At 68.9% G+C, this 12,927-nt stretch carries 23 protein-coding genes; 3 read left to right on the forward strand and 20 right to left on the reverse strand.

The features are described 5' to 3' along the window. Window positions 1-4: 4 nt before the first annotated feature. The gene (locus AB0H71_RS12350; protein ID WP_357018739.1) at window positions 5-502 is read right to left on the reverse strand and encodes a YbaB/EbfC family nucleoid-associated protein; all 498 of its coding nucleotides are present in this window, start codon (window positions 500-502) and stop codon (window positions 5-7) included. A 9-nt stretch (window positions 503-511) separates the two neighbouring features. After that, entirely contained in the window at window positions 512-826 is a 315-nt protein-coding gene (locus tag AB0H71_RS12355) for a hypothetical protein (RefSeq protein ID WP_357018742.1), read from the reverse strand. A 305-nt stretch (window positions 827-1,131) separates the two neighbouring features. Here AB0H71_RS12355 and AB0H71_RS12360 point away from each other — a divergent pair, with 305 nt between their 5' ends. Together AB0H71_RS12360 and dtd are read left to right on the forward strand one after the other, a co-directional pair. Continuing rightward, window positions 1,132-2,625, forward strand: coding sequence for a hypothetical protein (locus tag AB0H71_RS12360; RefSeq protein WP_357018745.1), 1,494 nt, complete (start codon window positions 1,132-1,134; stop codon window positions 2,623-2,625). 13 nt (window positions 2,626-2,638) lie between these two features. Then, window positions 2,639-3,070, forward strand: a complete 432-nt coding sequence (gene dtd / locus AB0H71_RS12365; protein WP_357018748.1) for a D-aminoacyl-tRNA deacylase — start codon at window positions 2,639-2,641, stop codon at window positions 3,068-3,070. Between the two features lie 62 nt (window positions 3,071-3,132). On the opposite strand, the gene map is transcribed toward dtd, so the two are convergent. The 9 genes from map to rpsH all read right to left on the reverse strand — a co-directional run bounded on the left by map (window position 3,133) and on the right by rpsH (window position 8,675). Then, window positions 3,133-3,933, reverse strand: a complete 801-nt coding sequence (map, locus tag AB0H71_RS12370; protein ID WP_357018751.1) for a type I methionyl aminopeptidase — start codon at window positions 3,931-3,933, stop codon at window positions 3,133-3,135. Next, complete coding sequence (locus tag AB0H71_RS12375; protein WP_357018754.1) at window positions 3,933-4,478, reverse strand: adenylate kinase; 546 nt, start codon at window positions 4,476-4,478, stop codon at window positions 3,933-3,935. Before AB0H71_RS12375 ends, map begins: the two co-directional genes overlap by 1 nt. Beyond that, a complete protein-coding gene (gene secY / locus AB0H71_RS12380) occupies window positions 4,475-5,803 on the reverse strand; it encodes a preprotein translocase subunit SecY (protein WP_357018756.1) in 1,329 nt (442 codons plus the stop codon). The genes AB0H71_RS12375 and secY overlap by 4 nt, the downstream gene beginning before the upstream one ends. A gap of 164 nt (window positions 5,804-5,967) precedes the next feature. Beyond that, entirely contained in the window at window positions 5,968-6,411 is a 444-nt protein-coding gene (gene rplO / locus AB0H71_RS12385; RefSeq protein ID WP_357018758.1) for a 50S ribosomal protein L15, read from the reverse strand. Then, window positions 6,408-6,602, reverse strand: a complete 195-nt coding sequence (gene rpmD, locus AB0H71_RS12390) for a 50S ribosomal protein L30 (protein ID WP_357018761.1) — start codon at window positions 6,600-6,602, stop codon at window positions 6,408-6,410. The genes rplO and rpmD overlap by 4 nt, the downstream gene beginning before the upstream one ends. Then, window positions 6,602-7,270, reverse strand: a complete 669-nt coding sequence (rpsE, locus tag AB0H71_RS12395; RefSeq protein WP_233016054.1) for a 30S ribosomal protein S5 — start codon at window positions 7,268-7,270, stop codon at window positions 6,602-6,604. The genes rpmD and rpsE overlap by 1 nt, the downstream gene beginning before the upstream one ends. Before the next feature lie 31 nt (window positions 7,271-7,301). After that, a complete protein-coding gene (gene rplR / locus AB0H71_RS12400) occupies window positions 7,302-7,721 on the reverse strand; it encodes a 50S ribosomal protein L18 (protein WP_357018768.1) in 420 nt (139 codons plus the stop codon). Window positions 7,722-7,723: 2 nt separating this feature from the next. Continuing rightward, window positions 7,724-8,263: a 50S ribosomal protein L6 gene (rplF, locus tag AB0H71_RS12405; protein ID WP_357018770.1), complete on the reverse strand. Its 540-nt coding sequence runs from the start codon at window positions 8,261-8,263 to the stop codon at window positions 7,724-7,726. Window positions 8,264-8,276: 13 nt separating this feature from the next. Then, complete coding sequence (gene rpsH / locus AB0H71_RS12410; RefSeq protein ID WP_357018772.1) at window positions 8,277-8,675, reverse strand: 30S ribosomal protein S8; 399 nt, start codon at window positions 8,673-8,675, stop codon at window positions 8,277-8,279. Between the two features lie 222 nt (window positions 8,676-8,897). Between rpsH and AB0H71_RS12415 the strand changes: the two genes are divergently transcribed. Further along, a complete protein-coding gene (locus tag AB0H71_RS12415) occupies window positions 8,898-9,080 on the forward strand; it encodes a hypothetical protein (protein WP_357018775.1) in 183 nt (60 codons plus the stop codon). 15 nt (window positions 9,081-9,095) lie between these two features. On the opposite strand, the gene AB0H71_RS12420 is transcribed toward AB0H71_RS12415, so the two are convergent. From AB0H71_RS12420 to rplN, 9 genes are all read right to left on the reverse strand, one after another. Beyond that, window positions 9,096-9,257 carry a hypothetical protein gene (locus AB0H71_RS12420; protein WP_357018777.1) on the reverse strand — a complete coding sequence of 54 codons (162 nt, stop codon included), beginning with the start codon at window positions 9,255-9,257 and terminating at the stop codon, window positions 9,096-9,098. A gap of 116 nt (window positions 9,258-9,373) precedes the next feature. Then, a complete protein-coding gene (locus AB0H71_RS12425) occupies window positions 9,374-9,670 on the reverse strand; it encodes a hypothetical protein (RefSeq protein ID WP_357018780.1) in 297 nt (98 codons plus the stop codon). 8 nt (window positions 9,671-9,678) lie between these two features. Beyond that, window positions 9,679-10,494: a hypothetical protein gene (locus AB0H71_RS12430; RefSeq protein WP_357018782.1), complete on the reverse strand. Its 816-nt coding sequence runs from the start codon at window positions 10,492-10,494 to the stop codon at window positions 9,679-9,681. Continuing rightward, window positions 10,443-10,931, reverse strand: coding sequence for a hypothetical protein (locus tag AB0H71_RS12435; protein ID WP_357018785.1), 489 nt, complete (start codon window positions 10,929-10,931; stop codon window positions 10,443-10,445). The genes AB0H71_RS12430 and AB0H71_RS12435 overlap by 52 nt, the downstream gene beginning before the upstream one ends. Beyond that, complete coding sequence (locus AB0H71_RS12440) at window positions 10,928-11,236, reverse strand: WXG100 family type VII secretion target (RefSeq protein ID WP_357018788.1); 309 nt, start codon at window positions 11,234-11,236, stop codon at window positions 10,928-10,930. Before AB0H71_RS12440 ends, AB0H71_RS12435 begins: the two co-directional genes overlap by 4 nt. An 88-nt stretch (window positions 11,237-11,324) precedes the next feature. Continuing rightward, the gene (locus AB0H71_RS12445; protein ID WP_067646866.1) at window positions 11,325-11,510 is read right to left on the reverse strand and encodes a type Z 30S ribosomal protein S14; all 186 of its coding nucleotides are present in this window, start codon (window positions 11,508-11,510) and stop codon (window positions 11,325-11,327) included. 4 nt (window positions 11,511-11,514) lie between these two features. Beyond that, entirely contained in the window at window positions 11,515-12,078 is a 564-nt protein-coding gene (gene rplE / locus AB0H71_RS12450; RefSeq protein WP_357018792.1) for a 50S ribosomal protein L5, read from the reverse strand. Between the two features lie 2 nt (window positions 12,079-12,080). Then, the gene (gene rplX, locus AB0H71_RS12455; protein ID WP_357018795.1) at window positions 12,081-12,398 is read right to left on the reverse strand and encodes a 50S ribosomal protein L24; all 318 of its coding nucleotides are present in this window, start codon (window positions 12,396-12,398) and stop codon (window positions 12,081-12,083) included. A gap of 2 nt (window positions 12,399-12,400) precedes the next feature. Next, a complete protein-coding gene (gene rplN, locus AB0H71_RS12460) occupies window positions 12,401-12,769 on the reverse strand; it encodes a 50S ribosomal protein L14 (RefSeq protein WP_357018798.1) in 369 nt (122 codons plus the stop codon). Window positions 12,770-12,927: the final 158 nt, after the last annotated feature.

Consider the following 12,927-nt stretch of genomic DNA (forward strand, 5'->3'; position numbering starts at 1 on the left):
CGGTTCACCAACCGGAATCCGTGACCCCGCGGTCGCGCGCGCCCTCCGGCCGCACCACTTCGACGTCGTCGAATTCCATTGCCGCGTCGCCGCCCTCGCGGCCATTCGGCGGCGCCGCGTGGGCCCGCACCGGCGCGGGCGGGTCGGCGGCGAAGTCCGGCATCCCCTCGATCAGGTCGGTGAGCTTCGGCATCCGGGCGCGCTGGTCGTTCAGCGGCTCCATCAGCGCCTGGCCCTTGCGCCCCACCTCGGCCGCGGCCTGCTGCGCGGCTTCGGTGACGGCCTTGGCGATCTCGCCGTACTCCAGGTCGTCGATATTGCTCGCGAACCTGGTCTCGATCACCGCGCCGTCGGCGTTCACCGTCACCGTGACGCGCTTGCGCACGGTGGCGCTCGCGGTCAGATCGGCTCGGTCCCGCTGGATCCGGGCGATGGTGCGGAACTGCTGACCGACCTGCTCGATCACCGCGTTCAGTTCGGCGCGGGTGCGTTCGTTGGGCATCGGCGCGGATCAGTCGAAGCCGTGGTTGTCGTCCATGGCGGCCAGGTCGTTCGCCGCGGTGGTCTGCGCGCTGGAGAAGTTGCCGAAGGTGGTTGCCATATTGCCGGTGCCCTGGACCAGGTTGGTGCGGCCCGCGGAGTACCCGTTGCCGTCGCTGCCGTTGAGGAACTGGTCGCCGATCGCGTCGTTGCCCCACGGCGCGCCGCGCCCGTCGATGGCGGTGGTCAGGGTGGTCAGCACCCCGGTGATCCGGTCCCGCACGCCGTCGGTGGCGGTGGCGGCGAGCCGCAGCCGATCCGCGTAGGCCTCCAGCCTGTCACCCATGTCGTCGCTCCTCGCTGCCACCGCGGGCACCCCGACCCCGTCACGTCAACCTGCGTGTTCCCAAGGGTGGCACCCTAACGCGACCCGCCCGTTGACTCCCGGTGAACTGGGAGTGAAACGGCCCCGGTCAGGCCGTCCTGAAAGGAATCGCCCCGAGGCGAATCCGAGCCGCCGCGCGGCCTTCGACAGACCGACCGGTCCGGGAACCGAGAAGGCGACGGCGGCCTGCCGTTTGTGGCAGACTCTGCGCACAAACGTCGGTGAAAGGCGGGGTCGGCCGTGAGAATGCGGGATTCGGCGGAACCATGGAGCTGAACATCCTGGAGCGCCGGGTCGCGACGGACCGGCGAGCCGCGGCGGACCGCACCGCCGACGCCGAACTGCAGCTGGCCACCTCGCTCTGCGACCTGGCCAGAGCGCTGGCCGCCACCCGCGCCGACGGCCCGCGCGACCGCACCGCCGAGGCGCTCGAACCCGCCCAGCAGGCCGTCGAGATCCGGCTGCACTGGTTCACCGCCGGGCTGATGTCGGCCCGGCTGGCCGGCGAGATCCAGGACGCCCTGCGGATTTTCGACCAGGCCGCGCGCGCGGTCGGGCACCGGGAGCTCGCCACCACGACCATCCGGCGCGCCTGCGAGGCGTACCGCCGGGTGGCGCACACCCAGCCGCACGGCGCGGCGATGTGCGCCGACGCGCTGGCCAAGTGCGGCGTCTGGCTGCTCCGGCTGGATCCGGCCACCGCCGTCGCCGCCACCGAGGACGCGGCCGCCATCCGCGGCAGGCTCTTCGCCGCCGACCCGGCGCTGGCCGGAAAGTACCTGGCGTCGCTGAACACCCTGCTGCGTACGCTCACCATCGGCAGGCAGCGCAAGCAGGCGCTCGCCATGTACCGGGAGCGCTACTCCGCCTGGACCACCCCGGAGATGACGAAGCAGCTGCGCGAACTCAAGATCGCCGAGCTCGAGTTCACCGGGAAGACGATAGCCGCGCTCACCAAGCTCGACTGCCGCACCCTGCAGGGCGCGGGCCGCCTCACCCAGCAGCAGATCCTCTACCAGAGCGCGGGCGACCTCGCGACGATCGAGGAGATCAACTGGAAGCTCGCGCTGGTGGGGCTGAAGCCGCTGGCCGCGGGGGCGATGCCGGACCAGCCCTCGCGGCCGGTGGAGATCGCCACCAGCTTCGGCGCGCTGAGCGTGCGCTGCTCCGCACCGGACGCGGTGACCCAGGTGCGCAATGCCGTGCTGGCCGCCTACGAGGCGGACGGCGCGCGCCGGGTGCAGAGCTCCAACTACCTCGGGGTGCACGAGAAGCACTGGGCGGTACCGGCTCCGACGCTCAACGACGAGGTCACCCTCGGCGACGACGTGGTGCTGATCGAGCGCAGCTCCGGCTCCTGGGTCGCGGTCAGGAGCCTGGCCTGGGAGGTCGCCCCGACCGGGCGGCACCCGCTCGCGCTGCGGCTGGCCGAGCGCTGGCCGGTGGTGAGCGTGACCGCCACCGAGCAGATGTCCTACGAGCTGTGCTGGTACGAGGAGGGCGCGCCCACCCAGTACGCCGCACTCGGCCGCCCGGCGGGCGCCGTCTCGCTGGATGTCCCGCTGGCCCCGCTGGATTTCGCGGTGCTCGCCGACTACGGCGCCGACTACGCCTCGGAGACCCAGGTGCGCGCCGCCTTCGGCAACACCGCCATGTTCGCCAAGCTCACCGAGCTGCCGAGCAGCGGGATCCGGCAGGCCGCCGAGGCGCGCGCGCTCGCCGAGTACGGGGAGGACGTGCTCTTCTTCCGCTCGGCGTGACACCATCACGCGCATGCGAATCCTGGTGCAGCGGGTGGCGAGCGCCGCCGTGACCGTGGACGGCGAGACCGTCGGCCGGATCGACCCCGACCCGCAGGGGCTGGTCGCGCTGGTCGGCGTTGCCAAGGACGACACGCGGGCCAGGGCCGAGGCGCTGGCCGAGAAGCTGTGGCGGCTGCGCATTTTGACCGGCGAGCGCTCGGCCGCGGAGCTGAACGCCCCGATCCTGGTGATCAGCCAGTTCACCCTCTACGCCGACACCGCAAAGGGCAGGCGCCCGTCCTGGAATGCCGCCGCGCCGGGCGTGCTGGCCGAACCGCTGGTCGACGCCGTGGTGGCCACGCTGCGCGAGCGCGGCGCCACCGTCGCCACCGGCCGCTTCGGCGCGCACATGCGGGTCGAGCTGGTGAACGACGGGCCGGTCACGCTGCTGCTGGAGGGGTGACGCTCAGGAGCCGGTTTCCCGGGAATCACCTCGACCGGCCGCCCGTCACCCGGCCCGCCGCGCTACTCCGGGCGCGGGGTGAGGATGCGCGGCCCGTCCTCGGTGACCGCGACGGTGTGCTCCCAGTGCGCGGCGCGGGTGCCGTCAGCGGTCACCACGGTCCAGTCGTCGGCGAGCACCGTGGTCTCGGTGGTGCCGAGGGTGAGCATGGGCTCGATGGCGAGCACCGAGCCGACCACCAGCCGCGGGCCGCGGCCCGGCTCGCCCTCGTTCGGCAGGAACGGGTCGAGGTGCATCTCGCGGCCGATGCCGTGGCCGCCGTAGCCGTCCACGATGCCGTACTCGCGGCCGTGCGCGGCCTCGGCGGCGCGGGTGCCGAGCTCGATGGCGTGCGAGATGTCGGTGAGCCGGTTCTCCGGCAGCATGGCGGCGATCCCGGCCTCCATGGAGAGCCTGGTCGCCTCGCTGAGCAGCGCGTCCGCCTCGATCACGGCGCCGATGCCGAAGGTCCAGGCGGAGTCGCCGTGCCAGCCGTCCAGGATGGCGCCGCAGTCGATGGAGACCAGGTCGCCGTCGGCGAGGATCTCCTCGGCGGTCGGGATGCCGTGCACCACGCGGTCGTTCACCGAGGAGCAGATGGAGCCGGGAAAGCCGTGGTAGCCCTTGAACGAGGGCACCGCCCCCGCCTCCCGGATCACCTGCTCGGCGACGGCGTCCAGCTCCAGGGTGGAGACGCCGGGCTTGGCGGCCTCGCGCACCGCCACCAGCGCCCGCCCGACGACGGCGCCTGCCGCGGCCATGGCGTCCAGCTCACCCGCCGTCCGGAACGGGACGACCTTCTTGCTCTTGCGGCCGAAGACCATCAGTGGCCGAGGGCGCGCAGGGCGCGGGCGTTCACGTCGTCGACCTCGCCGACGCCGTCCACCGTCACCACGAGGCCCTCGTAGTGCTGCAGCAGCGGCTCGGTCTCGGCCCGGTAGACCCGGAGCCGGTTGCGGATGACGTCCTCGTTGTCGTCGCTGCGGCCGCGGGCCAGCATGCGCTGCACGACGGTGTCCTCGGAGACGACGAAGCAGAGCACCGCGTCGAGCCTGGTGTCCAGCTCGCGCAGGATCTTCTCCAGCGCGTCGGCCTGGTCGACGGTGCGCGGGTAGCCGTCGAGGACGAAGCCGTTGGCGGCATCCGGCTCGGCGACCCTGGCCTCGACCATGCGGTTGGTCACGTCGCTCGGCACCAGATCGCCGGCGTCCATGTACTTCTGCGCCTCGCGGCCGAGCGGGGTCTGCTGACCGATGTTGGCGCGGAACAGATCCCCGGTGGAGATGTGCGGAACGCCCAGCTTCTCGGACAGCAGGACGGCCTGAGTGCCCTTGCCGGCACCCGGCGGACCGAGCAGTACAACTCTCACTTCAGGAACCCTTCGTAATTGCGATTCATCAGCTGGCTCTCGATCTGCTTCACCGTGTCGAGACCGACGCTCACCATGATCAGCACCGCGGTACCGCCGAACGGAAGGTTCTGCGCGGCGCTACCGCCGGAGTTGCCGATTTCCAGGAAGAGGTTGGGCAGCACGGCGACCAGACCGAGATAGATCGAGCCGGGGAGGGTGATCCGGCTCAGGACGAACTGGAGGTAATCGGCGGTCGGCTTGCCCGGGCGGTAGCCAGGGATGAAACCGCCGAACTTCTTCATCTCGTCGGCGCGCTCCTCCGGATTGAAGGTGATCGCCACATAGAAGTAGGTGAAGAAGACGATCAGCCCGAAGTAGATCCCGATGTACACCGGACTACCGGGGTTCACCAGGTACTTCTGGATGATCTCCTGCCACCAGCTCGGCTCGGTCGCGTTGGTCGAACCCGTGAGCTGAGCGATGAGGTTGGGGAGGTAGAGCAGCGACGAGGCGAAGATCACCGGGATCACGCCCGCCTGGTTGACCTTGAGCGGCAGGTAGGTGGAGGAGCCGCCGTACATCTTTCTGCCGACGACCCGCTTCGCGTACTGCACCGGAATCCGGCGCTGGCCCTGCTCGACGAAGATCACCGCGACGATGATGGCCAACGCGGCCACGCAGACCAGGGCGAACACGATGCCGCCGCGGCTGTCCAGGATGCCCTTGCCCTCGGACGGGATGCGGGCGGCGATGCCGGCGAAGATCAGCAGCGACATGCCGTTGCCGACGCCGCGCTCGGTGATCTGCTCGCCGAACCACATCACCAGCGCGGCACCGGCCGTCATCACGACGACGATGGTGATCATGCCGAAGATGCCGGTGTCCGCCAGAATGTCCCGCTCACAGCCCTGCAGCAGCTGACGCCGCGCCGCCAGCGCCACCAGGCCGGTGGCCTGCAGCACCGCGAGCGCGATGGAGAGGTAGCGGGTGTACTGGGTCAGCTTGGTCTGCCCGGACTGCCCCTCCTTGCGCAATTCCTCGAAACGCGGAATCACGACCTGGAGCAGCTGGATGATGATGCTCGCCGTGATGTACGGCATGATGCCGATCGCGAACACCGACAGCTGCAGCAGCGCGCCGCCGGAGAACAGGTTGATCAGCTGGTAGATGCCCGCCGAGTCACCGCCGGAGACGAGCTCGATACATTCCTGCACCGCCCGGTAGTCGACGCCAGGGGAGGGCAGCGCGGCGCCGGCCCGGTACAGCGCGACCAGCCCCAGCGTGAAGAGAATCTTCCGCCGCAAGTCCGGAGTCCGGAAGGCCGATACGAAGGCGGAAAGCACAGATCCTCCTGGCGAACGACACGGTTGTGCCATGGATGTTCCAGCGGTGTCCTACTTCGGAGACGCCGAGCCCCATGACGGCTTTGGCAGACAACTACTGAACTCTAACAGTGGCACCGGACGAGCCATTCACTCGTCCGGTGCCACCGGGTGCAGAGCGAGCGTCAGCCCAGTTCGGTGACGGAGCCTCCGGCCGCGGTGATCTTCTCCTTGGCGGAGCCGGTCACCTTGTCGGCGGTGACCTGCACCGCCACCGAGATCTCCCCGTCGCCGAGGACCTTGACCAGCTGCTTCTTGCGGACCGCGCCCGCAGCCACCAGCTCGTCCTTGCCGATCTCGCCGCCCTCGGGGAAGAGTTCGGCGATCCGGCCCACGTTCACGACCTGGTACTCGGTGCGGAACGGGTTGGTGAAGCCCTTGAGCTTCGGCAGCCGCATGTGGATCGGCATCTGGCCGCCCTCGAACGCCGCCGGGACGTTCTTGCGCGCCTTGGTGCCCTTGGTGCCGCGGCCCGCGGTCTTGCCCTTCGAGCCCTCACCGCGACCCACACGGGTCTTGGCGGTCTTCTCACCCGGCGCGGGGCGCAGGTGATGCAGTTTGATGGTCATCGCGAGCCCTCCTCGACTTCCTCGACCGACACGAGGTGGCGCACGACATTGATCAGACCGCGGTTCTCCGGGCTGTCCGGGCGGACCACCGACTTGCGGATGCCGCGCAGGCCGAGGGTGCGCAGGCTGTCGCGCTGGTTCTGCTTCGACCCGATCGACGACTTGATCTGGGTCACCTTGAGATCTGCCATTACCTGGCACCTCCCGTCGCTGCTTGGGCGCGCGCACGCAGCATGCCCGCCGGCGCGACGTCCTCCAGCGGCAGGCCACGACGGGCCGCGACCTCTTCGGGACGCTGCAGCTGCTTGAGGGCCTCGACCGTCGCGTGCACGACGTTGATCGCGTTGTCGCTGCCGAGCGACTTCGCCAGGATGTCGTGGATGCCCGCGCACTCCAGCACGGCGCGCGCGGCGCCACCGGCGATCACACCGGTACCCGGGGAGGCCGGACGCAGCATGACCACACCGGCCGCCGCCTCGCCCTGCACCGGGTGCACGATGGTCGAGCCGATCATCGGGACGCGGAAGAAGCTCTTGCGAGCCTCCTCGACACCCTTCTGGATGGCCGCGGGAACTTCCTTGGCCTTGCCGTAGCCGACACCGACCAGGCCGTTGCCGTCGCCCACGATGACGAGCGCGGTGAAGCTGAAGCGCCGGCCACCCTTCACGACCTTGGAGACGCGGTTGATCGCGACAACCCGCTCGAGCTGGTTCTTCTCGGCCGCGTTGTCCCTGCGGTCGCCGCGGCGGTCGTTGCCGCCGCCCCTGCGGTTGTCGCGGCCGCCCTCGGGGCCACCGCTGCCACTGTTGTTCTGTCCGGCGGGTCCGTTTCCGCCGTGACCCCGCTGACGTCCCGGCATCAGACGTTCCTTCCGTTCGCGATCATCATCATCAGAATTTCAACCCGCCTTCACGAGCGGCGTCCGCCAGCGCGGCGATCCGGCCGTGGTAGTCGTGGCCACCACGGTCGAAGACCACGGCGTCGACGCCCGCGGCCTTCGCGCGCTCCGCGATCAGCTGGCCGACCTTCACGCCCTTGGCGGTCTTGTCGCCGTCCAGGCCGCGCACGTCCGCCTCGATGGTCGAGGCCGAGGCGATGGTCTTGCCGATCGAGTCGTCCACCAGCTGCACGTGCAGGTGCCGCGCGGAGCGGTGCACGATCAGGCGCGGGCGCTCGGTGGTGCCCGCGAGCTTCTTGCGCAGCCGGAAGTGGCGGCGGGTCTTCGAGAGCCGACGCCGGGTCGAGACGTCCTTGCCCAGCGGAATCCGCTTGGCCTGCTTCCGCTCCTGGCTTGCCGTTGTCTTAGCCATGATCACTTACCCGTCTTTCCGACCTTGCGGCGCACGACCTCGCCGGCGTAGCGGATGCCCTTGCCCTTGTACGGGTCGGGCTTGCGCAGACCGTGGATGACCGCCGAAATCTGGCCGACCTTCTGCTTGTCGATTCCGGACACCGAGAACTTGGTGGGCGTCTCCACCGCGAAGGTGATGCCCTCCGGGGCCTCCACCGGCACCGGGTGGCTGTAGCCGAGGGCGAACTCGAGGTTCGAGCCCTTCGCCGCCACGCGGTAACCGACGCCGAAGATCTCCATCTTCTTCTCGTACCCCTGGGTCACGCCGACGATCATGTTCGAGATCAGCGTGCGGGTGAGGCCGTGCAGCGAGCGGTTGCGCCGCTCGTCGTCCGGGCGGGCGACCTCGAGCTGGCCGTCCTCGCCCCGGGCCACGGAGATGGGCTCGGCGACGGTGTGCGACAGGGTGCCCTTGGGCCCCTTCACCGAGACGACCTGGCCGTCGACGGTGATATCGACCCCGGCGGGGATTGCGATGGGCTTCTTGCCGATACGCGACATGTCTCTGCCTCCCTTACCAGACGTAGGCGAGGACTTCGCCGCCCACGCGCTGCTGTGCCGCTTGCCGGTCCGTCAGCAGGCCGGAGGACGTGGAGATGATCGCCACGCCGAGGCCGCCGAGCACCTTGGGCAGGTTGGTGGATTTCGCGTACACGCGCAGACCGGGCTTGGACACCCGGCGCACCCCGGCGAGGCTGCGCTCGCGGGAGGGCCCGTACTTGAGGTCGACGATCAGCGTCTTGCCCACCGCCGCGTCCTCGGTGCGGAAGTCGGAGATGTAGCCCTCGCGCTTGAGGATCTCGGCGATGTTCGCCTTGAGCTTCGAGTGCGGAGCCTTCACCTGATCGTGGTACGCCGAGTTGGCGTTGCGCAGACGGGTCAGAAAGTCTGCGATCGGATCGGTCATGGTCATGGTTAGACCTCGACACCTTTCTCGCCGCGGTTCCCATGCAACGCCCGCTCACGCGGACCGTGGGCCTACGACAATTCGGCTGGTCCGGTCGGCACTTGCCGGCCGGGTGAGTTCTCGCCGCCGGGCATGTTCAGCAGACATGGCTGTGCCCAGGCAACCGCTCTAGTGTAAAGGCGCGTTTTGCCTGGACAAAATCGGGTCCGCCCGGTCCTAGATCTGTTCATGGTGCCGGGACCCCTCGAACGGCCCGATCTCCCCACGGTCCCGCACTACCCGCCGGGGATCCGGCCGCTGCATCCGATCAACTACGCCCTGGCGGGCACCTGGTCGCCCGATGATTCCGACGCGGTGAGCACCGGATTTCCCTTCCCCATCCGCATCCCCTGGACCGAACTCCGGTTCTGACCCCGCGGAGCGGAGTCACCTCCCGCGCTGCTCGGTGAACGCCGGGCAGAGCTCGTCGATCATGGCCTCGCGCACGTGCGGAAGCGTGATCACGTGCGCCGGGTCACCCTCGGTGGCCAGGTGGTAGCGCCGGCAGACGGCGTCGCGGCGCATGAGCCGGGCGGCCTTGCGGATCAAGTAGTGCGCGGCGCTGCCGCAGTAGATCCTGGCCGTGGGGAGCGCGACGCAGCCGCGGTTGAGAGGCTGGCCTCGCTGCCCGCGGCGTGCGTCGGGGGGTCGCCGCCGGGGCGCCCTCAGTCGCCGCTGAACCAGAGGTAACCGTTGATGCGGATCGCCTGCTCGGCCACGTCGCGCAAGGTCGTGATCATCTCGCGCTGCGCGTCGTCCGCAGGGGCCGTGGCGGCGAGTTCGTCGAGGAAGAAGCGGAGCTGATACGAGTTGAACATCGTGTCGGCGTACTGGTGGATCCCGCGCAACATCGAGCCGACGGGCGCTTGCAGCACCGACTCGGAGAGTGTGTCGCCGGCCGGGCCGTCGACCCGGTGCACAGTGCCGTGCACCATGTCCTGGACGAAAATGTCGATGCTCAATCCCGCTCCTAGATCGGATACATGTTGACGACGGTGCCCCACCTGTCCGTGATGACCTTGTAGCGCGTGGTCGGCCGCGCCCCGGCCTCCTGCGAGGTGGTGCCGATCTCGCGACCCGCGTCGACATCACGCTCATAGTTGCCATAGTCGTTCGGCCCGCGCGCTTCGGTGTCCTGAGCCCGTTCGACCAGCTCGTCGAGGTCTTCGCTGCCGTCGAAGACGCTCTTCTTCGGGGTGACGTTGGCACCGCCCTCGACGTGCTTGCCGCGGACATAGGTCTCGGAGGCGTCGGTGAGCCCGCCGAGCGGGACCTCGGGGGCCGGATTCAGGTCCTCGTACTTGGTCGCGACTGTCAACGCACCGTCGTCGTCTGCGAAGACCTTGATCGCGATGAGGGCGGCGAGCCCCGTGATCGCCCGGTCCAGGTCGACCTCGGGTACGGCGTGGAACGCATCGACGGCGCCGACCGCGCCCGCGGCGAGCGAGGCGAGCCCGATGACCCGGACCATCTGGGTCGTGCGGTAGGACGCCTGGATGGCGTTGACGGTGAGCGCGACGTCGGCACTGATGGCCGCCGCAGCCCCCGCGGCCGAGGTGCCGAGGCTGAAGAGCGCCAGTGCGCCGCCGACCAGCGCGGTGACCGCGATCGACAGTTCGAGTTTGTTGATCTCCGACGTGGTCTTGGCGCCGAGATCGATCGTGGCGGCCTGGTAGTCGCTGATCGGGGCCGCGATCGTCGTGCCCGCGGCGCCGACCGACTCGGCGCCGAATTTCAGGGTGGCGAAGTGGTCCTGGATGAGTTGCCGGTTGGTGCCCTCGTCCATCGTGTCGAAGAGCGCGGAGATCTCCGCGATCCGCCGCGGGGCGTTGGTGACGGTGTCGTGCCGGGCGAGTGTTCCGTGAAGCCGAGGCCGTTGTCCGCCACCGAGGTGGGGAGCGAAACGGTGTAGTCACCGACCTGACTCACGTCCGGCTGCGGTGGATTGCTCTTGTTCGCGATGCCGTAGTGGTGGCCCATGGCGTAGAGCACGGCGCCGTAGTTGGTGAGCGCGTTCGCGAGGCTGGCATTGGCCTGCAGCGTCTGGCGCGCGGCTCTGTCGTAGGCGCCGCCCCACTCCCTGCAGCCGGGCGCATCGCCCGCCATGCCGGCGCATTCCCCCTTCATCACCTGGTGCAGCGGCTTGTCGGCACTTCGCAGCTCATCGGCGAGGCCACGGCATTTCGCGGCGGCGTCGTAGTAGGTCTGCCAGTCGACCTTCACGGCTGACCCGAGCGCAGCATGCGCAGATTGACGTCGACCGCACGGGAGTAGCGACCGTGCGCCTGCTCGGCCGCGGTGCGCATCACGGCGACGCCGTCGAGGAACTCGCCCGCGGCCGTGCGCCATGCCCGATGCGCGTCGGCGTACGCGGAAGCCGCGGCCGACTCCCAGGCACCACCGGCCTGCAGCGCCTGCACCTGCTTGTCCAGCTCGTTCAGGTGGTCGCGGAGGAATCCGGACAAACCGTTGAGGCGCGACACGACCTGATCGAGCTGATCGAGATCGACACTGAATTCGGAACCCATCGCGATTCCCCCCGTACCCGATGACGCGAAATGCGGTGGTCCGTCGATTCGACGGACCACCGCACCATTATCGCTGTGCAGCTACTGCTTACCAGGAGCTCTTGTGCACGCCGGGCAGCTCACCCTTGTGCGCCATGTCGCGCAGGCACACGCGGCACAGCCCGAACTTGCGGTAGACCGCGTGCGGGCGGCCGCACCGCTGGCAGCGGGTGTAGGCGCGCACCGCGAACTTCGGCTTCGCGTTGGCCTTGTTGACCAGAGCTTTCTTCGCCATGTGCTCAGTTCTCCTTGAACGGGAAGCCGAGGTGCTTGAGCAGGGCACGGCCTTCTTCGTTGTTGGTCGCCGTGGTCACGACGGTGATGTCCATACCGCGCGGGCGGTCGATGCGGTCCACGTCGATCTCGTGGAACATGGACTGCTCGCTGAGGCCGAAGGTGTAGTTGCCGTTGCCGTCGAACTGCTTCGGCGACAGGCCGCGGAAGTCGCGGATACGGGGCAGCGCGATGGAGACCAGGCGGTCCAGGAACTCCCACATGCGGTCGCCGCGCAGCGTCACCTTGGCGCCGATGGGCATGCCCTCGCGCAGCTTGAACTGCGCGATCGACTTGGTGGCCTTGCGGATGATCGGCTTCTGGCCGGTGATCAGGGCCAGGTCGTCGACGGCGCCGTTGATCAGCTTGGCGTCGCGGGCGGCGTCGCCGACACCCATGTTGACGACGACCTTCACCACGCCGGGGATCTGCATGACGTTGGCGTAGCTGAACTCGGAGTTCAGCGCGTCCTTGATCTCCTCGCGGTAGCGGAGCTTCAGGCGCGGCTGGGTCTTCTCGGTGGTGGTCATGCTCAGATGTCCTTCCCGTTGCGACGGGAGATGCGGACGCGCTTGCCGGTCTCGTCATCGGTGCGGTAGCCGATGCGGGTCGGCTTGCCGTCGGAGTCAACGACCATCACGTTCGAGACGTGGATGGTGGCTTCCTGCGTGACGATGCCGCCGGAGGAGGCGCCGCGCTGGTTGGCGGAGTTCGCGACGTGCTTCTTGATCCGGTTGACGCCCTCGACGAGGACCCGGTTCTGCTGCGGGAAGGCCTGGATGACCTTGCCCTTCGCGCCCTTGTCCTTACCGGAGATCACGAGCACGGTGTCGCCCTTGTGCACCTTCATGGTCAGAGCACCTCCGGGGCCAGCGAGACGATCTTCATGAACTTCTTCTCGCGCAGCTCGCGGCCGACGGGGCCGAAGATGCGGGTGCCGCGCGGATCGTTGTCCGCCTTGATGATGACGGCCGCGTTCTCATCGAATTTGATGTAGGAACCGTCCGGCCGGCGGCGCTCCTTGGTGGTGCGCACGACGACGGCCTTGACCACCTCACCCCGCTTGATGTTGCCGCCGGGGATGGCGTCCTTGACGGTGGCGACGATGATGTCGCCGATACCGGCATAGCGGCGCGACGAGCCACCGAGCACGCGGATGCAGAGGATTTCCTTCGCACCCGTGTTGTCGGCGACGCGCAGCCGCGACTCCTGCTGAATCACTTCAGCAACCTTTCGTTGACCTGGACATGAAGCACGCCGGATTTCCGACCCGACGGGCATGGTCGGCTGCCCTCCGGCGCGCGCCTGCCAGTGGTTTCTCCGAGGATCCGGAGCCGCCGCTGGGGGTTCACTGCCGAATTGCGGGGGCACGGCCTCCG

Source organism: Nocardia sp. NPDC050697, assembly GCF_040654395.1.
GTDB lineage: Bacteria > Actinomycetota > Actinomycetes > Mycobacteriales > Mycobacteriaceae > Nocardia.